The sequence below is a fragment of the Pseudomonas sp. PS1(2021) genome, from assembly GCF_020405165.1.
Taxonomy (GTDB): Bacteria; Pseudomonadota; Gammaproteobacteria; order Pseudomonadales; family Pseudomonadaceae; genus Pseudomonas; species Pseudomonas aeruginosa.
Map to the genome: position 1 here is coordinate 4097980 of NZ_CP084484.1, position 22990 is coordinate 4120969.

The 22990-nt window shown below is 67.9% G+C and carries 24 protein-coding genes; 14 read left to right on the plus strand and 10 right to left on the minus strand.

The window, feature by feature from the left end; all coding sequences use genetic code 11:
- Positions 1 to 21: 21 nt before the first annotated feature.
- Positions 22 to 858 (plus strand): HDOD domain-containing protein, encoded by an 837-nt coding sequence (locus LE197_RS19710; RefSeq protein ID WP_003085528.1) that lies wholly within the window; start codon positions 22 to 24, stop codon positions 856 to 858.
- A gap of 7 nt (positions 859 to 865) precedes the next feature.
- Here the strand turns inward: LE197_RS19710 and LE197_RS19715 are convergent, their stop codons facing one another.
- Together LE197_RS19715 and LE197_RS19720 are read right to left on the minus strand one after the other, a co-directional pair.
- The gene (locus LE197_RS19715) at positions 866 to 2248 is read right to left on the minus strand and encodes a sensor histidine kinase (RefSeq protein WP_003101943.1); all 1383 of its coding nucleotides are present in this window, start codon (positions 2246 to 2248) and stop codon (positions 866 to 868) included.
- Positions 2241 to 2912, minus strand: coding sequence for a response regulator (locus tag LE197_RS19720; RefSeq protein ID WP_003085524.1), 672 nt, complete (start codon positions 2910 to 2912; stop codon positions 2241 to 2243). Before LE197_RS19720 ends, LE197_RS19715 begins: the two co-directional genes overlap by 8 nt.
- A gap of 210 nt (positions 2913 to 3122) precedes the next feature.
- On the opposite strand from LE197_RS19720, the gene LE197_RS19725 reads away from it, so the two are divergent.
- Genes LE197_RS19725 through LE197_RS19745 form a run of 5 tightly spaced genes read left to right on the plus strand, consistent with a single transcriptional unit; the run spans position 3123 to position 8496 of the window.
- A complete protein-coding gene (locus tag LE197_RS19725) occupies positions 3123 to 4406 on the plus strand; it encodes an OprD family porin (protein WP_003114177.1) in 1284 nt (427 codons plus the stop codon).
- Between the two features lie 29 nt (positions 4407 to 4435).
- Positions 4436 to 5419: a tripartite tricarboxylate transporter substrate binding protein gene (locus LE197_RS19730; RefSeq protein ID WP_003085519.1), complete on the plus strand. Its 984-nt coding sequence runs from the start codon at positions 4436 to 4438 to the stop codon at positions 5417 to 5419.
- Positions 5420 to 5467: 48 nt separating this feature from the next.
- The gene (locus tag LE197_RS19735) at positions 5468 to 5938 is read left to right on the plus strand and encodes a tripartite tricarboxylate transporter TctB family protein (RefSeq protein WP_003101933.1); all 471 of its coding nucleotides are present in this window, start codon (positions 5468 to 5470) and stop codon (positions 5936 to 5938) included.
- A 10-nt stretch (positions 5939 to 5948) separates the two neighbouring features.
- Positions 5949 to 7466, plus strand: coding sequence for a tripartite tricarboxylate transporter permease (locus LE197_RS19740; RefSeq protein ID WP_003120784.1), 1518 nt, complete (start codon positions 5949 to 5951; stop codon positions 7464 to 7466).
- The gene (locus LE197_RS19745) at positions 7459 to 8496 is read left to right on the plus strand and encodes an AbrB family transcriptional regulator (protein WP_003114172.1); all 1038 of its coding nucleotides are present in this window, start codon (positions 7459 to 7461) and stop codon (positions 8494 to 8496) included. The genes LE197_RS19740 and LE197_RS19745 overlap by 8 nt, the downstream gene beginning before the upstream one ends.
- 126 nt (positions 8497 to 8622) lie before the next feature.
- On the opposite strand, the gene ung is transcribed toward LE197_RS19745, so the two are convergent.
- The 3 genes from ung to LE197_RS19760 form a co-directional block, all read right to left on the minus strand.
- Entirely contained in the window at positions 8623 to 9318 is a 696-nt protein-coding gene (gene ung / locus LE197_RS19750) for a uracil-DNA glycosylase (protein ID WP_126605036.1), read from the minus strand.
- 99 nt (positions 9319 to 9417) lie between these two features.
- On the minus strand, positions 9418 to 10239 hold the full coding sequence (locus tag LE197_RS19755) for a VanW family protein (protein ID WP_003114171.1): 822 nt from the start codon (positions 10237 to 10239) through the stop codon (positions 9418 to 9420).
- A 56-nt stretch (positions 10240 to 10295) separates the two neighbouring features.
- Positions 10296 to 11177 (minus strand): AraC family transcriptional regulator, encoded by an 882-nt coding sequence (locus LE197_RS19760; protein ID WP_003106441.1) that lies wholly within the window; start codon positions 11175 to 11177, stop codon positions 10296 to 10298.
- Between the two features lie 132 nt (positions 11178 to 11309).
- Between LE197_RS19760 and LE197_RS19765 the strand changes: the two genes are divergently transcribed.
- From LE197_RS19765 to LE197_RS19795, 7 genes are all read left to right on the plus strand, one after another.
- Positions 11310 to 12818: a CoA-acylating methylmalonate-semialdehyde dehydrogenase gene (locus tag LE197_RS19765; protein WP_021264279.1), complete on the plus strand. Its 1509-nt coding sequence runs from the start codon at positions 11310 to 11312 to the stop codon at positions 12816 to 12818.
- 11 nt (positions 12819 to 12829) lie between these two features.
- Complete coding sequence (locus tag LE197_RS19770; protein ID WP_003116511.1) at positions 12830 to 13993, plus strand: isobutyryl-CoA dehydrogenase; 1164 nt, start codon at positions 12830 to 12832, stop codon at positions 13991 to 13993.
- Between the two features lie 65 nt (positions 13994 to 14058).
- Positions 14059 to 14877 carry an enoyl-CoA hydratase gene (locus LE197_RS19775; RefSeq protein ID WP_023109146.1) on the plus strand — a complete coding sequence of 273 codons (819 nt, stop codon included), beginning with the start codon at positions 14059 to 14061 and terminating at the stop codon, positions 14875 to 14877.
- A 58-nt stretch (positions 14878 to 14935) separates the two neighbouring features.
- Positions 14936 to 16039, plus strand: a complete 1104-nt coding sequence (locus LE197_RS19780; RefSeq protein WP_003120788.1) for an enoyl-CoA hydratase/isomerase family protein — start codon at positions 14936 to 14938, stop codon at positions 16037 to 16039.
- A 111-nt stretch (positions 16040 to 16150) separates the two neighbouring features.
- Positions 16151 to 17047 (plus strand): 3-hydroxyisobutyrate dehydrogenase, encoded by an 897-nt coding sequence (gene mmsB / locus LE197_RS19785; protein ID WP_003454697.1) that lies wholly within the window; start codon positions 16151 to 16153, stop codon positions 17045 to 17047.
- A 56-nt stretch (positions 17048 to 17103) separates the two neighbouring features.
- A complete protein-coding gene (locus tag LE197_RS19790; RefSeq protein WP_003085490.1) occupies positions 17104 to 17748 on the plus strand; it encodes a potassium channel family protein in 645 nt (214 codons plus the stop codon).
- A 115-nt stretch (positions 17749 to 17863) separates the two neighbouring features.
- Positions 17864 to 18505 (plus strand): NAD(P)-dependent oxidoreductase, encoded by a 642-nt coding sequence (locus tag LE197_RS19795; RefSeq protein ID WP_003110820.1) that lies wholly within the window; start codon positions 17864 to 17866, stop codon positions 18503 to 18505.
- Positions 18506 to 18539: 34 nt separating this feature from the next.
- Here the strand turns inward: LE197_RS19795 and LE197_RS19800 are convergent, their stop codons facing one another.
- On the minus strand, positions 18540 to 20516 hold the full coding sequence (locus LE197_RS19800; protein ID WP_003123039.1) for an alkyl/aryl-sulfatase: 1977 nt from the start codon (positions 20514 to 20516) through the stop codon (positions 18540 to 18542).
- 102 nt (positions 20517 to 20618) lie between these two features.
- Here LE197_RS19800 and LE197_RS19805 point away from each other — a divergent pair, with 102 nt between their 5' ends.
- Entirely contained in the window at positions 20619 to 21533 is a 915-nt protein-coding gene (locus LE197_RS19805) for a LysR family transcriptional regulator (RefSeq protein WP_003098349.1), read from the plus strand.
- 3 nt (positions 21534 to 21536) lie between these two features.
- On the opposite strand, the gene LE197_RS19810 is transcribed toward LE197_RS19805, so the two are convergent.
- The 4 genes from LE197_RS19810 to LE197_RS19825 all read right to left on the minus strand — a co-directional run bounded on the left by LE197_RS19810 (position 21537) and on the right by LE197_RS19825 (position 22940).
- On the minus strand, positions 21537 to 21725 hold the full coding sequence (locus LE197_RS19810; RefSeq protein ID WP_003098351.1) for a hypothetical protein: 189 nt from the start codon (positions 21723 to 21725) through the stop codon (positions 21537 to 21539).
- A gap of 122 nt (positions 21726 to 21847) precedes the next feature.
- On the minus strand, positions 21848 to 22093 hold the full coding sequence (locus tag LE197_RS19815) for a DUF1145 domain-containing protein (RefSeq protein WP_003085479.1): 246 nt from the start codon (positions 22091 to 22093) through the stop codon (positions 21848 to 21850).
- A 116-nt stretch (positions 22094 to 22209) separates the two neighbouring features.
- Positions 22210 to 22665 (minus strand): hypothetical protein, encoded by a 456-nt coding sequence (locus tag LE197_RS19820; RefSeq protein ID WP_003114164.1) that lies wholly within the window; start codon positions 22663 to 22665, stop codon positions 22210 to 22212.
- A gap of 95 nt (positions 22666 to 22760) precedes the next feature.
- Positions 22761 to 22940 carry a hypothetical protein gene (locus LE197_RS19825; protein WP_003098355.1) on the minus strand — a complete coding sequence of 60 codons (180 nt, stop codon included), beginning with the start codon at positions 22938 to 22940 and terminating at the stop codon, positions 22761 to 22763.
- Positions 22941 to 22990: the final 50 nt, after the last annotated feature.

A 22990-nucleotide genomic window follows, 5' to 3' on the forward strand; every position in this document is an offset into this window, starting at 1 on the left:
TGCGTTTTCAAAGGAAATGCCATGAGCAAGCTTGCCGACAAAGTCCAACAGGACCTGATCCGCGCCATCGATCAGGATGAACTGGTGCTGCCGACCCTGCCCGAAGTGGCCCTGCAGGTCCGCGAGGCGGCGGAGGACCCGGATGTCAGCATCCAGGCCCTGAGCAAGGTGATCGGCAACGACGCGGCGCTGACCGCGCGCATCATCCGCGTGGTGAACAGTCCGCTGCTGCGCAGCCCGAAGGAAATCACCGACCTGCAGATGGCGATCAGCCGGTTGGGCATCAACTACACCTGCAACCTGGCCACCGGCCTGGCCATGGAGCAGATGTTCCAGGCCACCACCGACGTGGTCGACCGCAAGATGCGCGAAGTCTGGAACAAGAGCACCGAGATCGCCGGCATCTGCCACGTGCTGGCCCGTCACTACACCCGCCTGGCGCCGGACCAGGCGACCCTGGCCGGGCTGGTGCACCAGATCGGCGTGCTGCCGATCCTCACCTACGCCGAGGATCACAACGAGCTGCTGTCGGACTCCATCAGCCTGAGCCACGTGATCGAGCGCATCCATCCGCTGATCGGCGAGCGCATCCTCAAGGCCTGGGATTTCCCCGCGCCGATCGCCGAGGTCCCGCGCCAGCACCTGGACTTCACCCGCAACTCGCCGCGCGCCGACTATACCGACCTGGTCCAGGTCGCCACCCTGCAGAGCTACCTTGGCAGCGAGCATCCCTATACCCGCCTGGACTGGAGCCAGATCCCGGCGTTCGCCAAGCTCGGCCTCGAGCCGACCGTCGACATGAAGGAAGACGAGGACCTCTCCAGCGCCCTGGAAGCCGCCACCAGCATGCTGCAATAGGCCCGCTCTACTCCGCCGGGAAGCGCACCCGCACCAGCAAGCCACCCAGTTCGCCCTGGTCGAGCTGGATCTGCGCCCGGTGCGCCCGGCAGACCTCGCCGACGATCGCCAGCCCCAGGCCGCTGCCGGGGCTGTCGCCGCGCCGGTAGAAGCGCTGGAAGACCCGCTCGCGGTCGGCGGCGGGAATTCCCGGACCATCGTCTTCCACTTCCAGCACGCCCCCCTCCAGCACCCTGAGGATCACGTTGCCGCCCTGCGGGGTGTGCGCCAGCGCGTTGTCCAGGAGGTTGCTGAGCAATTCGTTGAGCAGCGTCGGTTCACCCTGGATCCACACCGGCCCGGCGCTTTCCAGCGCCAGCGAGGCTCCCCGCGCATAGGCCAGCGGCGCCAGCGCCAGGCCCAGCTCCCGGGCCAGGGCGGTCAGGTCGATACGCTCGGCGCCACCCTCGGCGATGGCCTGGGCGCCGCTTTCGATGCGCGCCAGGGAGAGCAGCTGGTTGGCCAGGTGGATCAGGCGGTCGGTGTTCTTCGCCGTGGTCTCCAGGGTCGAACGCCAGGCTTCCGGCTCCTGCTCGCGCAGGCCCAGTTCCAGGCGCGCCTTGAGCGCCGCCAGCGGGGTGCGCAACTCGTGGGCGGCATCGGCGATGAACTGCGACTGCCGCTCGAACAGGCTGCGCAGGCGCTGGGTGAAGTGGTTCAGCGACTCCACCAGCGGCCGCAATTCATGCTGGACCTCGAGCATCGGCAACGGCCGCAGGTCGTCCGGCTGGCGCTCTTCCACCTCGCGGCGCAGGCGATCCAGCGGACGCAGCGCGGCGCTCACCGCCAGCCACACCAGCACCAGCGCGCCGACGCCGAGGACGCCCAGGCGCAGCAGGGTATCGGTCATCAGGCTGCGCGCCATGCGCTCGCGGGCGCCTTCGGTCTCCGCCACGCGGATCTCCGCCATGCCGCTCATGCTCGGTTCGCTGACCGGTTGCAGCAGGCTCACCACGCGTACGTCGACGCCCTGGTAGACGCCGTCATAGAACTTGGCCAGGGCCGGGTAGTCGTCGGTGCGCAGGGTATCGGCGGGTGCCGCCGGAAGATTCTCGTAGCCGGAGATCATCCGTCCGTGGATGTCGTTGACCTGGTAGAAGATCCGCCCGGCGCTGTCGTAGGCGAAGGTATCCAGTGCCACGTAGGGGACGTCGGCGCGCAGGGTGCCGTCCTTCTCGTAGAGCCCGTCGGCGATCGCCCGCGCCGAGGCCAGCAAGGTCCGGTCGTAGGCGGTGTCGGCCACCTCGCGACCGTTCCAGTAGGCGCTCAGGCCGCTCGCCAGGAGCACCAGCAGCAGGAGCAGGGCCAGCCACAGCAGCAGCCTTCCGCGCAGGCTGCCGGCATCAGTCACCCTGCGCCTCCAGCAGGTAGCCGAGGCCGCGGAAGGTGACGATGCGCACGGCGCCGCCTTCCAGCTTCTTGCGCAGGCGGTGGACGTAGATCTCGATGGCGTCGGCGCTGGCCTCCTCGTCCAGGCCGAAGACCTGGGCGGCCAGTTGCTCCTTGCTCATCACCCGCCCCGGACGGGCGATCATCGCTTCCAGCACCGCCTGTTCCCGCGAGGTCAGGGTCAGCGGCTGCTCGTCGAGGCTGAAGCGCCGGGTGCCGAGGTCGTAGACCAGGGCGCCGCAGCGCTGCAACTGTTCGCCACCGAGCACGCTGCGGCGCAGCAGGGCCTTGACCCGCGCCTCCAGCTCGGACAGTTCGAAAGGCTTTGCCAGGTAGTCGTCGGCGCCGAGATTGAGGCCGTGCACCCGGTCCTTCACCTCGCCGCGCGCAGTCAGCATCAGCACCGGCAGGGTCTTGCCGCGCCCGCGCAGGCGCGCCAGCACCTCGAAGCCGTCCATCCGCGGCAGGCCGACGTCGAGGATCGCCAGGGCGTACTCCTCGCTGGCCAGGGCCAGGTCGGCGGCCACCCCGTCCTGCAGCAGGTCTACCGTCCAGCCGGCGCCCTTGAGCGCCTGGACCACGCTTTCGGCGAGCTGCGGATGATCTTCCACCAGAAGGATGCGCATGGACGGTTCTCCACCACCGGATGAGGGCACAAGAGGCGAAGTGTACCGGGGAAAACCCTCCGGTAAATGGCTTCTCTGCCACCGGGGATTGCTGAAAGCCTGGCGAAAGCTTGGCGTCTTAGGATCAGTCGATGGACGGCGCAGATCGTCCGCCAAAACGCCCTGCAGCGTGGTGCTCGGCGTACAAGAACAAGAATCGGAGACCACTGCATGTCGACTTCCCTGCCGCAGGCCGCAAGGTCTGTACGTTCGTCCCGCAGCACCACCCTGACCACCACCGCCGTCGTGCTCGCCGGCATCGCGCCCCTGGGCAACGCCGCCGGCTTCCTCGAAGACAGCAAGGCCAGCCTGGAAACCCGCAACTTCTACATGAACCGCGACTTCCGCGACGGCCCCGGCCAGTCCAAGCGCGAGGAGTGGGCGCAAGGCTTCATCCTCAACCTGCAGTCCGGCTACACCCAGGGCACCGTCGGCTTCGGCCTCGACGCCATGGGCATGCTCGGCGTCAAGCTCGACTCCGGCCGCGGCCGCAGCGGTACCGGACTGCTGCCGAAGGATTCCGACGGCCGCGCGCCGGACACCTACTCGAAACTGGGCCTGACCGCCAAGGTCAAGGTCTCGCAGAGCGAGCTGAAGGTCGGCACGCTGATTCCGAAGCTGCCATCGGTACAACCGAACAACGGGCGGATCTTCCCGCAGATATTCGAAGGCGCGCTGCTCACCTCGAAGGAGATCAAGGACCTCGGCTTCACCGCCGGGCGCCTGGAAAAGACCAAGATCCGCGACTCCAGCGACTCCGAGGACCTCGCGCTGAACGACAAGAACGGCCGCTTCGCCGGGGTCAGCGCCGATCACTTCGACCTCGGCGGACTGGACTACAAGCTCACCGACCAACTCACCGCCAGCTATCACTACAGCAACCTGCAGGACGTCTACCGCCAGCACTTCGTCGGCCTGCTGCACAGCTGGCCGATCGGTCCCGGCGAACTGACCAGCGACCTGCGCTTCGCCCGCAGCACCGACAGCGGCTCGGCCAAGGCCGGCGGCATCGACAACAAGTCGCTCAACGGCATGTTCACCTACAGCCTTGGCAACCATGCCTTCGGTGCGGCCTGGCAGCGAATGAACGGCGACGACGCCTTCCCCTACCTGGAAGGCAGCAACCCGTACCTGGTCAACTTCGTCCAGGTCAACGACTTCGCCGGCCCCAAGGAGCGTTCCTGGCAACTGCGCTACGACTACGACTTCGTCGGCCTCGGCATTCCCGGCCTGACCTTCATGACCCGCTACGTCAAGGGCGACAATGTCGAACTCGCCGGGCAGAGCGGCGAAGGCCGCGAATGGGAACGCAACACCGAACTGCAGTACGTGTTCCAGAGCGGCGCGCTGAAGAACCTCGGAATCCGCTGGCGCAACGCGACCTTCCGTTCCAATTTCACCCGCGACATCGATGAGAACCGCCTGATCGTCAGCTATACCCTGCCGATCTGGTAAGCCAGAACAAGAACTCCACAGGAGCACCGATGATGATGAAACTGTCTTTTCGTCCCCTCGCCTTGGTTGCCGCCGGCCTGCTGCTGGCCGGCGCCGCCGTGGCCGAACCCAAGCGTCCCGAATGCATCGCCCCGGCGTCCCCCGGCGGCGGTTTCGACCTCACCTGCAAGCTGGCCCAGAGCGCCCTGGTCGAGGCCAAGCTGCTGAGCAAGCCGATGCGCGTCACCTACATGCCCGGCGGCGTCGGCGCGGTCGCCTATAACGCGGTGGTCGCCCAACGCCCGGGCGACGCCGGCACCATCACCGCCTTCTCCAGCGGCTCGCTGCTGAACCTGGCCCAGGGCAAGTTCGGCCGCTTCGACGAGAACGCGGTGAAATGGCTGGCCGCCATCGGCACCAGCTACGGCGCCATCGCAGTGCGCACCGACTCGCCCTACAAGAACCTCGACGACCTGGTGAAGGCGCTCAAGGCCGACCCGAGCAAGGTGGTGATCGGCTCCGGCGGCACCGTCGGCAGCCAGGACTGGATGCAGACCGCGCTGATCGCCAAGGCCGCCGGGATCAATCCGCGCGACCTGCGCTACGTGGCCCTGGAAGGCGGCGGCGAGATCGCCACCGCGCTGCTCGGCGGGCACATCCAGGTCGGCAGCACCGACATTTCCGACTCCATGCCGCACATCCTCAGCGGCGACATGCGCCTGCTCGCGGTGTTCTCCGAAGAACGCCTGCCAGAGGCGGCGATGGCCAACATCCCCACCGCCAAGGAACAGGGCTACGACATCGTCTGGCCGGTGGTTCGCGGGTTCTACCTCGGGCCGAAGGTCAGCGACGAAGACTACGCCTGGTGGAAGAACGCCTTCGACCAACTGCTGGCCTCCGAGGACTTCGCCAAGCTGCGCGACCAGCGCGAGCTGTTCCCCTTCGCCATGACCGGCGAGGAACTCGACGGCTACGTGAAGCAGCAGGTCCAGCAGTACAAGCAACTGGCCAAGGACTTCGGCCTGATCCAGTAAGCCAGCCCGCGCGCGGCCGGACCCCGGCCGCGCCACGAGGATCGTCCCATGACCCGTTCCAACCTGTACCAGCGCCTGTTCGCCGGGCTCTGGCTGCTCGCCTGCGTCGGCCTGGCGGTCGCCGGCTGGCGTTACCAGGCGCCGTTTTCCTACGAACCGGTCGGCCCGCGCGCCTACCCGCTGCTCTGCCTGGCGCTGATGGGCGCCGGCCTGGCGTGGCTGATCGCGCGGCCGACGCCGATCCGCCACGCCGAGGACGAACAACCGCTGGGCGGCGCCGTGCTGCTCAAGGTGCTCGCCTGCATCGCCCTGCTGCTGGTGTTCGCCGGCCTGTTCGAAACGCTCGGCTTCATCCTCAGCGCCGCCCTGGTCGGCTCCTGCATGGCCATTCTCTACGGCGCCCGGCCAATCCCTGCGGTGGTCACCGCGAGCCTGCTCGGGATCGGCCTCTACTGGCTGTTCGACCGCGCCCTGGACGTCCCGCTGCCGCTGGGCGTTCTCGACTTCCTGCCGCTGTGAGGACTTCGTGATGGAAACCTTGAACTACCTCGGCCAGGGCTTCGGCGTCGCGATGACGCCGACCAACCTGATCACCGCGCTGATCGGCACCCTGATCGGCACCATCGTAGGCCTGCTGCCAGGCCTCGGTCCGATCAACGGCGTGGCACTGCTGATCCCGGTGGCCTTCGCCCTCGGCCTGCCGCCGGAAACCGCGCTGATCCTGCTCGCCGCCGTATACCTGGGCTGCGAATACGGCGGGCGGATCAGCTCGATCCTGCTCAACATCCCCGGCGAAGCCTCGACCGTGATGACCACCCTCGACGGCTACCCGATGGCACGCAAGGGCCTGGCCGGCGTGGCCCTGTCGCTGTCGGCCTGGAGTTCGTTCATTGGCGCTTTCATCGCCACCTGCGGGATGGTCCTGTTCGCCCCGCTGCTGGCCAAGTGGGCGATCGCCTTCGGTCCGGCGGAATATTTCGTGCTGATGGTGTTCGCCATCGTCTGCCTCGGCGGGATGGCCGGCGACCGCCCGCTGAAGACCCTGCTGGCGGCGCTGCTCGGGCTGTTCCTGTCGAGCGTCGGGATCGACGCCAACAGCGGCGTGTACCGCTTCACCGGGGACAGCATCCACCTCGCCGACGGCATCCAGTTCGTGGTCCTGGTGCTGGGCCTGTTCTCGGTCAGCGAGATCCTCCTGCTGCTGGAGAAGACCCACCACGGCCAGGAGGCGGTGAAAGCCACCGGACGCATGCTGTTCAACTTCAAGGAGGCCGCCAGCGTATTCCTGGTCAACCTGCGCTGCGGTCTGCTCGGTTTCGTCATGGGCGTACTGCCCGGCGCCGGCGCGACCCTGGCAAGCGCGGTGGCCTATATGACCGAGAAGAAGCTGGCCGGTGCCAAGGGCGAGTTCGGCAAGGGCGACATGCGCGGCCTGGCCGCTCCCGAGACCGCCATCGGCGCCTCCGCCTGCGGCGCCATGGTGCCGATGCTGACCCTCGGCGTGCCCGGCTCGGGTACCACTGCGGTGATGATCGGCGCCCTGACCCTGTACAACATCACTCCCGGCCCGCTGCTGTTCCAGCAGCAACCGGACATCGTCTGGGGCCTGATCGCCTCGCTGTTCATCGCCAACGTCATGCTGATCATCCTCAACGTGCCGATGGTCCGCGTATTCACCCGCATCCTCGCGGTGCCGAACTGGGCCCTGGTGCCGGCCATCGCGATCATCACCGGGATCGGCGTGTACGGCGTGCATGCGACCACTTTCGACCTGTTCCTGATGGTCGGCATCGGCGTGATCGGCTATATCCTGCGCAAGCTCGACTTCCCGCTCTCGCCGCTGCTGCTGGGCTTCATCCTCGGTGGACTGATGGAGCAGAACCTGCGCCGCGCGCTGTCGATCTCCAACGGTGAACTGGGCATCCTCTGGTCGAGCCCGATCAGCCTGGTAACCTGGGCGCTGGTGGTGGTAATGCTGCTGTTGCCGCTGGTCCGCGCCTGGCGCCGCCGCGCGGCCCGTCGCGCGACAGGGCTGGCCGATGCCTGAGCGCGTCACCTGGAGGCTGTACTGGGCGACGCCGCTGGTGGGCGCCCTTGGCGGCTGGCTGGCAAGCCTGGTCGGCTGGCCGCTGCCGTGGATGATCGGCTCGCTGCTTGCGGTGATGCTGGTGCGTTGCCTGGCCGACCTGCCGCTGGCCGAAGTGCCGGGGGCACGCAAGTGCGGGCAATGGATCGTCGGCATCGGCATCGGCCTGCACTTCACCCCGGCAGTGATCGAGCAAGTGCTGGCGCATAGCGTGATCATCGTCTTCGGCGCCGTGGCCACCACGCTTTCCAGCGTGCTGGCGATCGCCTTCATGCGCCGCAGCGGCGAGGACCGCGCCACCGCGTTCTTCGCCAGCATGCCCGGTGGTGCCAGCGAGATGGTCAACCTCGGGCAGCGCCACGGCGCGGTGCTCAGCCGCGTCGCCGCAGCGCAGAGCCTGCGCCTGTTGCTGGTAGTGCTGCTGGTGCCGGCGGCGTTCCAGTACCTGCTCGGCGGCGGCCAGCCAGGCCCGCACCAGGCCGCGCCGGTGGACTGGCACTGGCTGGCCCTGCTGTTCCCGGCCGGGGCGCTGGTCGCGCTGGGCTGGCAGAAGTTGCGCCAACCCAATCCCTGGCTGCTCGGCCCGCTGTTGCTGGCGGCCGGCGTCAGCCTCGGCTTCGACCTGCATATCGGCCTGCCGGCCGGTTCCAGCGGCGTCGGCCAATGGCTGATCGGCAGCGCCCTGGGTTGCCATTTCAACCGCAGTTTCTTCCGCAGCGCTCCAGCCTTCGTCAGTCGTACCCTGGTCTGCACGCTGTGGATGATGTTCGCCGCGGCGCTCGCCGCCGAGTTGCTCGGCTGGCTGACCACCCTCGACCACCAGTCGCTGATGCTCGGCATGATGCCCGGCGGCATCGCCGAGCTGAGCCTGACCGCCGAAGCCTTGCAGCTCTCGGTGCCGCTGGTCACCGCCTTGCAGGTACTGAGGCTATTGCTGGTGCTGTTCCTCGCCGAGCCGTGCTTCCGCTACTGGAGGAAGCGCGCCGGCTGATCGAGCCACGCCGCCACACTGGATGTGTGGCGTTTTCCAGCCCGCCTCGTGCGGGCTTTTTTTTCCGGGCGCGGTCAGAGGCACACAGCGGCGCCCACCATGTGAAGAGCTGGGCGACAGCGGCCTTCAGAGGTCCGGCAGCGACCAGTCGATAGGCGTCTTGCCGTTCTGCTCGAGGAACTTGTTGGTGCGGCTGAAGTGGCCGTTGCCGAGGAAACCGCGGTAGGCCGACAACGGCGACGGGTGCGCCGACTTGAGAATCAGGTGGCGCTGCGGGTCGATCAGCTTCTGCTTGCTCTGCGCGTGGCTGCCCCAGAGCAGGAACACCAGGCGCTCGCAACGCTCGTTGACCACCTCGATGACGCGGTCGGTGAACGGCTGCCAGCCGGCATTGGCGTGGGAGCCGGCCTTGGCCTGCTCGACGGTCAGGGAGGTATTGAGCAACAGCACGCCCTGCTCCGCCCAGCGCTGCAGGTAGCCGTTGTTGGGAATCGGGATGTTCAGGTCGCGGTTGAGTTCCTTGTAGATGTTCTGCAAGGACGGCGGCGTCGGCACGCCGGGCTGCACCGAGAAGCACAGGCCGTGGGCCTGGCCTGGTCCGTGGTAGGGATCCTGGCCGATGATCACCACCTTGACGTTCTCCAGCGGCGTGGTGTTCAGCGCGTTGAAGATCAATGGCCCGGGCGGAAAGATCACCTTGCCGGCGGCCTTCTCCTGGCGCAGGAACTCGCCCAGTTGCTTCATGTAGGGCTTGTCGAATTCCTTGCGCAGCGCTTCCTTCCAACTCGCCTCGAGCTTGATGCGGTCGTCGTTATCGGTCATGGAACCCCCTGTCTCGGTACTGAAAAAGTCGTCCGGCCTTTTTCAGAAGGTCGCCGACAGCCTGTGGCCGCGGAACCGTAGAAAAGCCCGCCGCGCTTGTCAATCTCGGGACAGGCGGGCCTCTTCCACCGGATACTTCACGCGCACCCGGTTGCGGTACAGGCACTCGCTGGCCAGCAGGGTGCCGGCCTGGCCCTTTTCCCGGATGTCGCGCCAGATCTCGTTGAGCCTCAGCACCGCATCGCCGTCGCGGACAAAGCGCTGGGCCCTCTCATAGACGTGGTAGCGCACAGGGCGCGGCGCGCTGCACAGCAGTTCGCCTTCCAGTTGGTGGGCGGCGATATGGAAGCGCAGCTGGAAGGTATCCGCCGTCGGATTGTGCAGCACCAGGTCGATGAAGTTGTAGAAGATCGCCGCGCCCGAGCCGAACGGCAGGATCCGTCCCTCGTCGGGAAACGGGTCGAAGCTGTGGTTGGCCCGCTCCACCACGCGCAGCGGGGAATGCAGGGCCATCCAGTGGATCAGGTTGCTCAGTTGGCAGATGCCGCCGCCGATTCCGCTGCGCGCCTCGCCGAAGGACAACTCCATACCTTCGACGAAGCCACGCCGGGCGCTGGGCCGACCGACCAGCCGGCAGAACGAGAAGTACTCGCCGGGGCCGATGCTCACGCCGTTCATGCAGTCCACCGCCAGGCGCAGGTTGACCACCTTGTTGCGTTGCAGGGCGAGGTCGCTGTCGCCGAGGCGGCGGATCAACTTCGAGGTGTGCTTGATGTAGCGGTACGGCAGGCGCTCGTCGACCGATGGCAACCGCACGTAGCGACGGCCGCCAAGACGCCAGCGGCAGTGCCGCCAGAGACGTCGTTGCCAGACCCGCAGCCAGTAGAGCCAGGGGTGGTAGAGCGATAGGGGTTTGCGCATCGACGATCCTTGTCGGTCTCGGCCCACGGGCAGGATGCAGCATTATGCCCGGAGCACTAGCCCTGGTGCAGCGCCCGGTAGTGACTGGGCGCCATGCCCACCACCTTGCGGAACAGCCGCGAGAAGTAATAGGGATCGGCGTAGCCGAGCTGCTCGGCGATCTGCCGCACCTCCAGCGCGCCCTCGTCGAGCAGGCGGCAGGCATGGGCCATCTTCATCTGGATGAAATCCTGGATCGGCGCCTGGCCGGTCAGGGCGCGATAGGTCTTGGCGAAATGGAAGCGCGACAGCTTGAACTGCGCCGCCAGCTCGTCGAGGTTGAGGCTGTCGTGCAGGTGCGCGCGCATCAGCGCCTGCACCGCGTCGATGTCCAGCACCCGTCCGGATTTCAGGCTGGCCCGCGCCGGACGCACCGCCAGCGAGGTGAGCAGGCCCTGCAACAGGTGCGCGGCATGGATGAAGTGCGGCAGGCTGAGGCCCTGGCGACGCAGCGCCAGCAGCGCATCGAACTCCGCCAGCAGGCGCGGCTGCATGCCCAGGCGCAGGCGCGGGGCGCTGCCCAGCGGACGCAGGAAATCCTCCGCCAGTCCGCCTTCGAAATGTACCCAGTAGATGCTCCAGGGCCGCTGCGAGTCGGCGCCGTAGGCATGTTCCCGGCCCTTGGGCAGGACCAGCAGGTCGCCGCCGCCGACCTCGACGCGCTCGCCGGCACACTCCAGCCAGCCGCGTCCGGCCCGGCAGTAGATCAACAGGTTGTCGTCCGGCGCGCGCCGCTGCATGTGGTGGCCATGCGCCTCCGGGTAGTAACCGAGGGCCAGCGGGTAGCAGGCCTGGCCGAGCGGATGGCGGGCCAGGGCGCGACGCAGGCGGGGCGGCGTGATGAAACGCACCCCCTGGTTGGGCAGGGGCCAGGCGGAGGTCTGTACGGAACGCTTCACGGCGACGCGACTCGGCAGTCTGAATCCCAAGATCGTCCATCCCTTGCGCAAGATCGTCAATCCACAGGCGGCTTGCGGCCGGCTATAACGACTCAAAACAACATCCCGGTCCACCGGGAAGCGGAGGCGACGATGGCCAAGGCAATCCCCCAGCTGATCGACGGCGAATGGCGCGGCAGCCGTTCCCGCGAACTGATCGAAGTCACCGATCCGGCGACCCAGGACGTCCTCGCGCTGGCGCCGAAGGCCACCGCCGACGAGATCGAGCAGGCCATCGCCAGCGCCCAGCGCGCCTTCGAGACCTGGCGCGAAGTCCCGGCTCCCGAGCGAGCGCGGTTGATGCTGCGCTACCAGCACCTGCTCAAGGAACACCACGACGAACTCGGCGAACTGCTGGCCCGGGAGACCGGCAAGAACCTCGCCGATGCCAAGGGCGACGTGTGGCGCGGCATCGAGGTGGTCGAACACGCCGCCAACGTGGCCAGCCTGATGATGGGCGAGACGGTGGAAAACGTCGCCCGCGAGATCGACACCGCCAGTTGGATCCAGCCCCTCGGCGTGTGCGCCGGGATCACCCCGTTCAATTTCCCGGCGATGATCCCGCTGTGGATGTTCCCGCTGGCCATCGCCTGCGGCAACACCTTCGTCCTCAAGCCCTCCGAACAGGATCCGCTGACACCCAATCGCCTCGCCGAGCTGTTCCTCGAGGCCGGCGCGCCGAAGGGCGTGCTGCAGGTGATCCATGGCGGCCGCGAGCAGGTCGATGCCCTCCTCACCCACCCGGACATCCGGGCGATTTCCTTCGTCGGCTCGGTCGCCGTCGGCCAGCACGTGTACCGCACCGGCACCGCGCACCTGAAGCGGGTGCAGGCCTTCGCCGGGGCGAAGAACCACATGGTGATCCTCCCCGACGCGAACAAGGCCCAGGTTCTCGGCAACCTGGTCGGCGCCAGTTGCGGCGCCGCCGGCCAGCGCTGCATGGCGATCAGCGCGGCGGTGTTCGTCGGCGCGGCGCGCGAGTGGATTCCCGAACTGGCCGAGCGGATGGCCGCCCTGCGCCCCGGCCACTGGCAGGACCCGGACGCCGCCTATGGTCCGCTGATCAGCCCGCAGGCGCGCCAGCGCGTGCTGCGCCTGATCGCCGAAGGCAAGGCGGAAGGCGCCGAGTGCCTGCTCGACGGCTCGCAGTGCCAGGTCGAAGGCTATCCCAACGGCAACTGGCTCGGTCCCACCCTGTTCCGCGCAGTGACGCCGAAGATGGGCCTGTACCGCGAGGAAATCTTCGGCCCGGTGCTGGCCTGCCTGGAGGTGGAAAGCCTGGAAGAGGCCATCGCCCTGGTCAACGCCAACCCCTATGGCAATGGAACAAGCCTGTTCACCCGCTCCGGCGGCGCCGCTCGGCGCTACCAGCACGCGGTGCAGGTCGGCCAGGTGGGTATCAACGTACCGATCCCGGTACCGCTGCCGTTCTTCTCCTTCACCGGCTGGAAGGGTTCCTTCTACGGCGACCTGCACGCCTACGGCAAGCAGGCTGTGCGCTTCTATACCGAGACCAAGACCGTCACCAGCCGCTGGTTCGACGATGAACCGACGACCGACGAATCGTCGGCCGGCCCGAACATGACCATCCATCTCAAGTGACCCGAGGACCTATGGATTTCGACCTCACCGAAGAACAACGCCTGCTGGTGGAGAGCGCCCGCGCCTTCGCCCGCCACGAACTGGCGCCGAAGGCGGCCGACTGGGACCGCGACCATCACTTCCCGGAGGAAGTCATCCGCGCCGCCGCCGAACAGGGCTACCTCGGCCTGTACATCGCCGAGGAAGACGGCGGCCTGGGCCTGTCACGGCTGTCCACTTCGCTGATCTTCGAGCAACTGGCCGCCGGCTGCGTGGCCACTACCGCCTACATCAGCATCCACAACATGGCCGCCTGGATGCTCGCCTCGTTCGGCGACGCGGCGCTGAAGGAGGCCTGGCTGCCCGGCCTGATCGGCGGCGAGTCGCTCGCCTCCTATTGCCTGACCGAGCCCGATGCCGGCTCCGACGCCGCGCGCCTGCGCACCCGCGCCCGCCGCGAGGGCGACGAATACGTGCTGGACGGCAGCAAGTGCTTCATTTCCGGCGCCGGCAGCACCCAGGTGCTGATCGTCATGGCGCGCACCGGCGAGGACGGCGCCAGGGGCATCTCCTGCTTCCTGGTGCCGGCCGACGCGCCCGGCATCCGCTACGGCCGCAACGAGGACAAGATGGGCTGGCGCGCGCAGCCGACCCGCACCATCACCTTCGAAGGCGTGCGCATCCCCGCCGGCAACCGCATCGGCCCGGAGGGCCAGGGCTTCGTCTATGCCATGAAAGGCCTCGACGGCGGCCGCCTGAACATCGCCAGTTGTTCCCTGGGCGCCGCCCAGGCGGCGCTGGAGCAGTCGATGCGCTACGTCGAGGAGCGCGAGCAGTTCGGCAAGCCGCTGGCGACCTTCCAGGCCTTGCAGTTCAAGCTCGCCGACATGCTCACCGAACTCACCGCCAGCCGCCAGATGGTCCGCCTCGGCGCCCATCGGCTGGACCGCGGCGACGCCGAGGCGACCCTGTACTGCGCAATGGCCAAGCGCTTCGCCACCGACCGCTGCTTCGATGTCTGCAACGAGGCCTTGCAACTGCACGGCGGCTACGGCTATCTCAACGATTATCCGCTGGAGCGCTGGGTACGCGACACCCGCGTGCACCAGATCCTCGAAGGCACCAACGAAATCATGCGGGTGATCGTCGCCCGCCGCCTGCTGGAGCAGGGCGGCATGCTCGATCGCCTGCTGTGAACGCCGCGAACCATCGCATCCGATAGTGCCGGGACGCCCCGGCCCATGATCCAGTGAGGGACTTCATGAACACTGCCGTCGAACCCTACAAGGCTTCCTCCTTCGACCTGACCCACAAGCTCACCGTGGAAAAGCACGGGCACACCGCGCTGATCACCATCAACCACCCGCCGGCCAACACCTGGGACCGCGACTCGCTGATCGGCCTCCGCCAACTGATCGAGCACCTAAACCGCGACGACGATATCTACGCCCTGGTAGTGACCGGCCAGGGGCCGAAGTTCTTCTCCGCCGGCGCCGACCTGAACATGTTCGCCGACGGCGACAAGGCCCGCGCTCGCGAGATGGCCCGCCGCTTCGGCGAAGCCTTCGAGGCGCTGCGCAATTTCCGCGGGGTGTCGATCGCGGCGATCAACGGCTACGCCATGGGCGGCGGGCTGGAGTGCGCCCTCGCCTGCGACATCCGCATCGCCGAGCGCCAGGCGCAGATGGCCCTGCCGGAGGCCGCGGTGGGCCTGCTGCCCTGCGCCGGCGGGACCCAGGCGCTGCCCTGGCTGGTGGGCGAAGGCTGGGCCAAGCGGATGATCCTCTGCAACGAGCGGGTGGATGCGGAAACCGCCCTGCGCATCGGCCTGGTCGAACAGGTGGTGGACAGCGGCGAGGCGCGCGGCGCCGCCCTGCTGCTGGCGGCCAAGGTGGCACGCCAGAGCCCGGTGGCGATCCGCACCATCAAGCCGCTGATCCAGGGTGCCCGCGAACGCGCGCCGAACACCTGGTTGCCGGAGGAGCGCGAGCGCTTCGTCGATCTGTTCGACGCCCAGGACACCCGCGAAGGGGTCAACGCCTTCCTCGAGAAGCGCGATCCCAAGTGGCGCAACTGCTGAGCCTTCCCATCGAACCCGGCGGGCTGCGCCACAGCCCGCCCGAGCCGAGAGCCCCGACATGAACGTGCTTTTCGAAGAACGCCCGAGCCTGCATGGCTTCCGCATCGGCATTGCCACCCTGGATGCGGAAAAGAGTCTGAACGCCCTGTCCCTGCCGATGATCGAGACCCTGGCGGCGAAACTCGACGCCTGGGCCGAGGACGCCGGCATCGCCTGCGTGCTGTTGCGCGGCAACGGCGCCAAGGCCTTTTGCGCCGGCGGCGACGTGCGCAAGCTAGTGGACGCCTGCCGCGAGCAACCCGGCGAGGTACCGGCCCTGGCGCGACGCTTCTTCGCCGATGAATACCGCCTCGACTACCGCATCCATACCTACCCGAAACCCTTCATCTGCTGGGCCCACGGCTATGTGATGGGTGGCGGCATGGGGCTGATGCAGGGTGCCGGAATTCGCATCGTCACCCCGTCCAGCCGCCTAGCGATGCCGGAGATCGGCATCGGCCTGTACCCAGACGTCGGCGCCAGCTGGTTCCTCGCCCGCCTGCCCGGCAGGCTCGGCCTGTTCCTCGGCCTGAGCGCGGCGCAGATGAACGCCCGCGACGCTCTCGACCTCGACCTGGCCGACCGCTTCCTTCTCGACGACCAGCAGGACGCCCTGCTCGCCGGCCTGGTGCAGATGAACTGGAACGAGTCGCCCCAGGTGCAACTTCACAGCCTGCTTCGCGCCCTCGAACACGAGGCCCGCGGCGAACTGCCGGAGGCCCAGTTGCTCCCGCGCCGGCCGCGCCTGGACGCACTGCTTGACCAGCCGGACCTGGCGAGCGCCTGGCAGGCGCTGGTGGCGCTGCGCGACGACGCCGACCCGCTGCTTGCGCGTGGCGCGAAGACCCTGGCCGAGGGCTGCCCGATGACCGCGCATCTGGTCTGGCAGCAGATCGAGCGTGCGCGCTACCTGTCGCTGGCCGAGGTGTTCCGCCTGGAATACGCCATGAGCCTGAACTGCACGCGCCATCCGGACTTCGCCGAGGGGGTACGCGCAAGGCTGATCGATCGCGACAACGCACCGAACTGGCATTGGCCGCAGGTGGAATCGATCCCGCAGGCGGTGATCGAGGCGCACTTCGAGCCGACCTGGGAGGGCGAGCATCCGCTGGCGGGGCTCTGATCCGCCGCGCCGCCCTCTGCCGAAGGAAGGCGCGGGCCCGCCACGTCCATAGCGTCTAAGCTGTTTCACAGCATCCCCAAGAGGCCTCGCGGCCGCCACAGGAGGAGCTCCATGAAACAGATCGCCTTCATCGGCCTCGGCCACATGGGCGCGCCGATGGCCACCAACCTGCTCAAGGCCGGCTACCTGCTGAACGTCTTCGACCTGGTGCAGAGCGCCGTCGACGGCCTGGTCGCCGCCGGCGCCAGCGCCGCCCGCAGCGCCCGCGACGCGGTGCAGGGCGCCGACGTGGTCATCAGCATGCTGCCGGCCAGCCAGCACGTCGAAGGCCTGTACCTCGACGACGATGGCCTGCTCGCGCACATCGCCCCCGGCACCCTGGTGCTGGAATGCTCGACCATCGCCCCGACCTCGGCGCGCAAGGTCCACGCCGCCGCCCGCGAGCGCGGCCTGGCGATGCTCGACGCGCCGGTGTCCGGCGGCACTGCCGGCGCGGCAGCCGGCACCCTGACCTTCATGGTCGGCGGCGACGCCGAAGCCCTGGAGAAGGCCCGGCCGCTGTTCGAGGCCATGGGTCGCAACATCTTCCATGCCGGCCCCGACGGCGCCGGCCAGGTGGCCAAGGTGTGCAACAACCAGCTCCTCGCGGTGCTGATGATCGGTACCGCAGAAGCCATGGCCCTGGGCGTGGCCAACGGCCTCGACGCGAAGGTGCTGGCCGAGATCATGCGCCGCAGCTCCGGTGGCAACTGGGCGCTGGAAGTCTACAACCCCTGGCCGGGGGTTATGGAGAACGCTCCGGCGTCGCGCGACTACAGCGGCGGCTTCATGGCCCAGTTGATGGCCAAGGACCTCGGGCTGGCCCAGGAAGCCGCCCAGGCCAGCGCCAGCAGCACGCCGATGGGCAGCCTGGCGCTGAGCCTGTACCGTCTGCTGCTGAAGCAGGGCTATGCGGAGCGGGACTTTTCCGTGGTGCAGAAATTGTTCGATCCGACCCAAGGCCAATAGACAGGCAGGCGGGTCCGCGCCCAGGCTGGTCGATTCGACGATGCGAGGAGCCCGCCTTGAACGCCCTGCTGCTGCGTTACCGTTTCCGCCTGCTGTTCTTTTCCACCGTGCTGTTCACGGCGATCCTCGGCCTGCCGTCGAGCACCAAGCCACGGGTGCTCGGCAGCCTCCTGCTGCTGGTGCTGGCCGGGATGAACACCTTGCGCAGACGCAGTCCGCTGGTCTACCTGACGGCCTTCTTCGGCCTGTTCAGCCTGGCCCTGTACACCACTGCGGACTTCAGCAGTCCCTACTCCAGCCTGCCGCCCGGCCTGCTGCGCGGGCTGAGCCTGATCCTGCTGTACCTGACCCTGTTCGCCGCGCTGTTCCGCCGCGTCACCCAGGAGCGCCCGGTGACCCACGAGCTGCTCTACGGACTCTGCGCACTCTACCTGCAGATGGCGCTGGCCTTCGCTCTCGCCTACTACATGGTCGAACAGATGCAGCCGGCCAGCTTCATCGCCAGCCATGGCGCACTCGGCCTGGATACCTTCGTCTACTACAGCCTGGTGACCCTGACCACCGTGGGCTACGGCGACATCCAGGCGATCAACCCGCTGGCGCGCCTGCTGGCCGGCAGCGAAGGAGTGATCGGGGTCCTGTTCATCGCCCTCGCCGTGGCCCGCAGCCTGACCCTGATGAGCGACAGCGAGGAGGTCTGATTATTAAGCTGAGCTAACGAGTGCATCCCCCGCGCAGCGGTTTATCCCGGCGAGCGCAGGGCGGATGATGCTGATCGACGCCGCTCTGCGGCATTTCTCGAACGGAAGGTGCAGCATGAAAATCGCCCTGATCGGCGCCACCGGCCACGTCGGCCACTATTTCCTCAACGAAGCCCTGCAACGCGGCCACGCGGTGACCGCCCTGGTCCGCGACCCGAGCAAGCTGGCGGCGCGCGACGGCCTCTGCGTAGTGCAGGCGGACGTCAGCGACCCGGCCCAGGTGGCCAGCGCCGTGGCAGGCCACGAAGTGGTCATCAGCGCTTTCAACGGCGGCTGGGGTAGCGCCGACCTCCGCGCCCGCCACGCCGCCGGCAGCCAGGCCATTCTCGACGGCGTGAAACGCTCCGGCGTGCCGCGCCTGCTGGTTCTTGGCGGCGCCGGGAGCCTGGAGATCGCCCCCGGCCAGCGCCTGGTGGACAGCCCGGAATTCCCCGAGCAGTGGAAGCAGGGCGCCCTCGGCGCCGCCGACGCCCTCGACCAACTGCGCGGCGAGCAACGACTGGACTGGGTGTTCCTCAGCCCGGCGATGCTCCTCGAACCCGGCCAGCGCAGCGGCAAGTTCCGCCTCGGCGGCGACCAGGTTCTGTTCGACGCCAAGGGCGAGAGCCGGATTTCCCTGGAAGACCTGGCGGTAGCCATGCTCGACGAGGCCGAGCAGCCCCGTCATCATCGCCAGCGCTTCACCGTGGCCTACTGAAAAGACCAGGCGCCCCTCTCGGGCGCCTTCGTCGTCAGCCTTCGGACTTCGCCGCCGGCGTGACGATATCGAACCAGAAGTCGAAGTCGCCGAGCATGCCGAACAGTTGCCCCAGCAACAGCGGATTGCCGGAACTCTTCAGCTTGCCCTCGAAGACCAGGCGTACCGCCGATACCTCTTTGAGCAGCAGCCGGTTGAGATCGGCGCGGTCGATGCTCACGGTCTGCCCGGCGTCCTCGCTCTGCACGCCGCGCAGGTTGTTCAGGTGCGAGTTCTTCAGTTCCAGCAGGTAGTTCTCACCGATGTCCGGCAGGCGCAGGTTGATGCTCAGCGCCTTGCCCTCCGCAGCGCCGGCGTCCAGGCGCACGCCGAGATAGTCGAACAGCAGGCCGGTGTCCATCGCCGCCAGGGCATCGGCGCTGCCGGCCTTCATCGTCGGCTGGTCGCGCGGTACGCCGTGGCGCAGTTCGTAGGCGGCGCTGAGGTAGCTGTTGCGCCAGCCGGCGTTCTCCGCCTGGTAGCCGAGCTGCTCCAGGGCGTCGGCCTGCAGCTCGCGCGCGGCCCGGTTATCCGGCTCGGCGAAGACCAGCCTGTTGACCACCTCGACCACCCAGCGGTACTCGCCCCTGGCGTACGACGCCCGCGCTTGCTCCAGCAGGCGCTCGGCGCCGCCCATGTATTTCACGTAGCGGCCCGCCGAGTCCTCCGGGCTGAGCGGGTCGAGGCTCGCCGGGTTGCCGTCGTAGTAGCCCAGGTAGCGGTTCAGCACGGCCCGTGCGTTATGGCTGACCGAGCCGTGGTAGCCGCGGTCGTACCATTCCTGGTCGAGGCTGGGCGGCAGGCGCAGGCGGTTGTGCACCTGGCCGATGGTCACACCCTGGTTGGCCAGGTGCAGGGTCTGGTCGTGCAGGAAGCCGTACAGGTCACGCTGCTTCTCCAGCACCTCGACGATCTCCGCGTTGCCCCAGCGCGGCCAGTTGTGCACTGCGAACATCACCTCGGCCTGCCTGCCGAAACGATGCAGCGCCTGGTTGATGTACTTGCTCCAGCCCAGCGCATCACGTACCTCGGCGCCGCGCAGGGTGTACAGGTTGTGCAGGGTGCCGACCACGTTTTCGGCCATCAGCAGGGCCTTCTGCCGCGGCAGCCAGATGTTCATCTCCGCCGGCGATTCGGTACCCGGCGTGTTCTGGAAGGTGAACGGCACGCCATCCAGCACCAGGTCCTCGCCCTCGCCTTCGATCAGGCGGGTCGGCGCCAGCAGGCTCAGCGGTCCGCGCGCCAATCCCTTGCCGATGGCCATGTCGACCTGCCCCTGCGGCCCCTTGGGCAGTTGCGTGCCGTACTGGTAGGTGGCGCGGCGCATCATGGCGTTGCCGGCCAGGACGTTCTCCTTGATCGCCGCCTCCATGAAGCCGGCCGGAGCGATGATCTGCACCGCGCCGCTGGCGACCTGCTGTGGCTCTACCAGACCGCGCACGCCACCAAAGTGATCGGCGTGGGCGTGGCTGTAGATCACCGTACGGATCGGCCTCTCGCCCAGCTCGCGGCTGACCAGTTCGTAGGCCGCCCTGGCGGTGGCCGGGGTGGTCAGGGTGTCGACCACGATCCAGCCGCTGTCGCCGCGGATGAAGGTGATGTTGGCCAGGTCGAAGCCGCGCACCTGGTAGATACCCTCGGCAACCTCGAACAAGCCGTACTTGAGATTGAGCAGGGCCTGGCGTTGCAGGCTGGGATTGATGCTGTCGCGAGGCTTGCCGTCGAGGAGGAAGTCGTAGCCACCGAGCTGCCAGGCGACGCTGCCGTCGGGGTTGCGGATGAGTAACCGCTCCGGGCGCCGGATCAGGCCGCGTTCGGCGCGCTCGAAGTCGGCGCGGTCGGCGAAGGGCAATTCCGCTTCGACCCGCCGCTGGGCCTCGACGGTGAAGGCACTGGGCGGTTTGGGCGCGGTGGTTTCGGCGGCGCCGGCGAGCAGCGGGGCGAGCGCCAGGAGTGCAAGCAGACGGCTCATCGGATACTCCGTTTTATTGTTGTGGGCTTCGGCTGGCACTATGCCGAGCGGCACGGCAATAATTCCAATGCATTCCAGGTCCACATTCGATGCGGAGTCCGCATGAGTGATCTACGCCAGTTCCGCCACTTCGTCGCCCTCGCCGAGCACGGCCACTATGCCCGCGCCGCCGAAGCGGTGAATCTCAGCCAGCCGGCGCTGTCACGCAGCATCCAGGCGCTGGAGGGACAGTTGGGTTGCACCCTGGTGGAGCGCGGCAGCCGCGGCGTGGCCCTCACGGCCCACGGCCGGCTGGTGCTGGAACACGCTCGGCGCCTGCTGGCCGGGCATCGCGCACTGCACAACGCGGTGAGCCAGTTGGCCAATCTCGACAGCGGCGAGCTACGCCTGGGCGGCGGTCCCTTCCCCGCCGCACGGCTGTTGCCCGAGGCACTGGCCGGTTTCTCCAGCGCCCACCCACGCGTGCGCGTCGTACTGCTCATCGAAGACTGGCAGACCCTACGCCAGCGCCTGCTGGATGACGCCGTCGAACTCTTCGTCGCCGATATCCGCGAGCTGCAAGGCGATCCGCAGTTGCGCATCCACCCGCTACGCGAGTATCCCGGCGTACTCTTCTGCCGCCCCGGCCATCCGTTGCTGCGTCTGGTGAGGCCGAGCGCCGAGCAACTGGCCGACTACCCGCTGGCCGGCCCGCGCCTGCCCGAGGCAGTCCGCGGCGACCTGGCGCGCCTGCTGCAACGCGAAGAACCGCTCGGCATACAGTGCGACGACGTGCTGATGCTCAAGGGCCTGGTCGGCTCCAGCGAGCTGATCAGCCTGGCGCCCTGGGACGTGGTTGCCGCCGACGTCGAGGCCGGCCGCCTGGCGCTGCTGCCCTGGCCCGCCGGCTCCGAGCCCGCCCGCGCCAAGGGCTCCGCCTACGGTCTGGTCAGCCGCGCCGGCCGCAGCCTGTCGCCGGCCGCGGCAGTGTTCGTCGAGCGGGTGCTGGAACAGGACCGGCGCTTCGCCGCCACCTGAGGATCAGCGCCAGCGAGCGTCGTCGCGGCGCTCCTGCCAGGAACGGTTCCAGTCGCGCCCGCGGTTGTCACGGTCGCGGTCGTGATAGCGCTCGTAACGGTAGTCGGGACGATGCCGGTGGTCGTTGCGGTCGTAGACCACGCAGGCCGACAGCGGCAGGACGAGGATCAGCAGGGAAAGCAAACGACGCATGGCGCCTCCTGTGCGGTTCCGGCCTCTCCTGCGGATGCGGGAGGATTGCCTGTTCCGGAACCTGCACATCGGACTGCGCGGCGCGCGGGCGGTGCCCGCGGCGAGAGTAAAGCCTGGGTAAATCAGCCGAGGCTACGCAGGTGCAGGACGCCGAACAGCAGCACCTGGAGGCGCTCCAGCCAAGGTGCCGGGCGCGCCTTGAGACGCCCGTTGAGCAGCAGGATCTCGGCGGCATGGACCAGCACCAGCACGCCGGACAACAGCAGGATCGGTCGATGCAACTCGCCCAGCGGGTAGGCCAGGTTGACCAGCGCGACGAGCCAGAACATCGCCAGGGCGCCCTTGGCGAACGACAGAAAATGACTCATGGGAACCTCCTCGTTTCGGTATCGGCAGAGTGTGCCGAGCAAATGCGCCAAGAGGGTCCGCACTTTCGACTGGAAAGCACGACGGCGCCCGCAGGCGCCGCCTTTCCTTGCGCACCTCAGTTGCGCCAGCGAGGTGTCCCGCCCTGCTGGCCCTGGTGTCCCGGACGATCCTGCCGACCGTGTTGTTGCCAGCGTTGCGGAGAATGCCCGCGCCATTGCGGCTGGCCGCCGCGCTGCCAGTTGCCCGGATGCCGCTCGCCACGATGGGCCGGGCGCGATTCGTGGTAGCGCTGCTGGTAGCGATATTGCTCGCGCCGGTAGTCGCGGTGGCCATCGTAGCGGCGTGGCGCCGGGTAGTAGCGTTGGTCGTAGTAGCGCGTCGAGTAGTAGCGCCGTTCGCTGCGCCAGCCATCGTCATACACGCGATAGCGCGGCACTTCGTAGGCGTAGCCGTAGGGCTGGCCGCGATAGTGGCGCCAATCGCCGTCATCGTAGTCGTAGTCATACACCGCGCAGCCACCCAGGCTGGCGAGAAGCAGAAGAAGCGGGACTCTCAGGAATGTGCGCCACATGGCAGCCTCCTGCGGCCCCGCTGCCGACCGGCCGGACGACCGGCGACGCCGCGAGGCGCGCATACGACGTGAAGACTCGGGAAATGGAAGTGGGCTCAGCACCAGCCTTTCTTGGCGTGGCCCGGAGGACAATGGGGCGGGCCGCCGCGATCGTAGCCGTAGTAGCCATCGTCGAACGGATCCAGTTCGACGTAGGCGCCCGGCACCCGAACGCTGCAACCGCTCATCAGGAAGGCCGCCAGTAGCAGCCCGAACAATCGCATGACCATCAGCATTCTCCTTCATCGCAGAACGCAGCCGAACCACGCCTGGACAAGATCCCGAT

What these genes read in the sequence shown, in the direction of transcription:
- LE197_RS19710 (WP_003085528.1), top strand. Translation starts at nt 22, where the DNA reads ATGAGCAAGCTTGCCGACAAAGTCCAACAGGACCTGATCCGCGCCATC.
- LE197_RS19720 (WP_003085524.1), bottom strand. Translation starts at nt 2,912, where the DNA reads ATGCGCATCCTTCTGGTGGAAGATCATCCGCAGCTCGCCGAAAGCGTG.
- LE197_RS19725 (WP_003114177.1), top strand. Translation starts at nt 3,123, where the DNA reads ATGTCGACTTCCCTGCCGCAGGCCGCAAGGTCTGTACGTTCGTCCCGC.
- LE197_RS19730 (WP_003085519.1), top strand. Translation starts at nt 4,436, where the DNA reads ATGATGATGAAACTGTCTTTTCGTCCCCTCGCCTTGGTTGCCGCCGGC.
- LE197_RS19735 (WP_003101933.1), top strand. Translation starts at nt 5,468, where the DNA reads ATGACCCGTTCCAACCTGTACCAGCGCCTGTTCGCCGGGCTCTGGCTG.
- LE197_RS19740 (WP_003120784.1), top strand. Translation starts at nt 5,949, where the DNA reads ATGGAAACCTTGAACTACCTCGGCCAGGGCTTCGGCGTCGCGATGACG.
- LE197_RS19745 (WP_003114172.1), top strand. Translation starts at nt 7,459, where the DNA reads ATGCCTGAGCGCGTCACCTGGAGGCTGTACTGGGCGACGCCGCTGGTG.
- ung (WP_126605036.1), bottom strand. Translation starts at nt 9,318, where the DNA reads ATGACCGATAACGACGACCGCATCAAGCTCGAGGCGAGTTGGAAGGAA.
- LE197_RS19755 (WP_003114171.1), bottom strand. Translation starts at nt 10,239, where the DNA reads ATGCGCAAACCCCTATCGCTCTACCACCCCTGGCTCTACTGGCTGCGG.
- LE197_RS19765 (WP_021264279.1), top strand. Translation starts at nt 11,310, where the DNA reads ATGGCCAAGGCAATCCCCCAGCTGATCGACGGCGAATGGCGCGGCAGC.
- LE197_RS19770 (WP_003116511.1), top strand. Translation starts at nt 12,830, where the DNA reads ATGGATTTCGACCTCACCGAAGAACAACGCCTGCTGGTGGAGAGCGCC.
- LE197_RS19775 (WP_023109146.1), top strand. Translation starts at nt 14,059, where the DNA reads ATGAACACTGCCGTCGAACCCTACAAGGCTTCCTCCTTCGACCTGACC.
- LE197_RS19780 (WP_003120788.1), top strand. Translation starts at nt 14,936, where the DNA reads ATGAACGTGCTTTTCGAAGAACGCCCGAGCCTGCATGGCTTCCGCATC.
- mmsB (WP_003454697.1), top strand. Translation starts at nt 16,151, where the DNA reads ATGAAACAGATCGCCTTCATCGGCCTCGGCCACATGGGCGCGCCGATG.
- LE197_RS19795 (WP_003110820.1), top strand. Translation starts at nt 17,864, where the DNA reads ATGAAAATCGCCCTGATCGGCGCCACCGGCCACGTCGGCCACTATTTC.
- LE197_RS19800 (WP_003123039.1), bottom strand. Translation starts at nt 20,516, where the DNA reads ATGAGCCGTCTGCTTGCACTCCTGGCGCTCGCCCCGCTGCTCGCCGGC.
- LE197_RS19805 (WP_003098349.1), top strand. Translation starts at nt 20,619, where the DNA reads ATGAGTGATCTACGCCAGTTCCGCCACTTCGTCGCCCTCGCCGAGCAC.
- LE197_RS19810 (WP_003098351.1), bottom strand. Translation starts at nt 21,725, where the DNA reads ATGCGTCGTTTGCTTTCCCTGCTGATCCTCGTCCTGCCGCTGTCGGCC.
- LE197_RS19815 (WP_003085479.1), bottom strand. Translation starts at nt 22,093, where the DNA reads ATGAGTCATTTTCTGTCGTTCGCCAAGGGCGCCCTGGCGATGTTCTGG.
- LE197_RS19820 (WP_003114164.1), bottom strand. Translation starts at nt 22,665, where the DNA reads ATGTGGCGCACATTCCTGAGAGTCCCGCTTCTTCTGCTTCTCGCCAGC.
- LE197_RS19825 (WP_003098355.1), bottom strand. Translation starts at nt 22,940, where the DNA reads ATGCTGATGGTCATGCGATTGTTCGGGCTGCTACTGGCGGCCTTCCTG.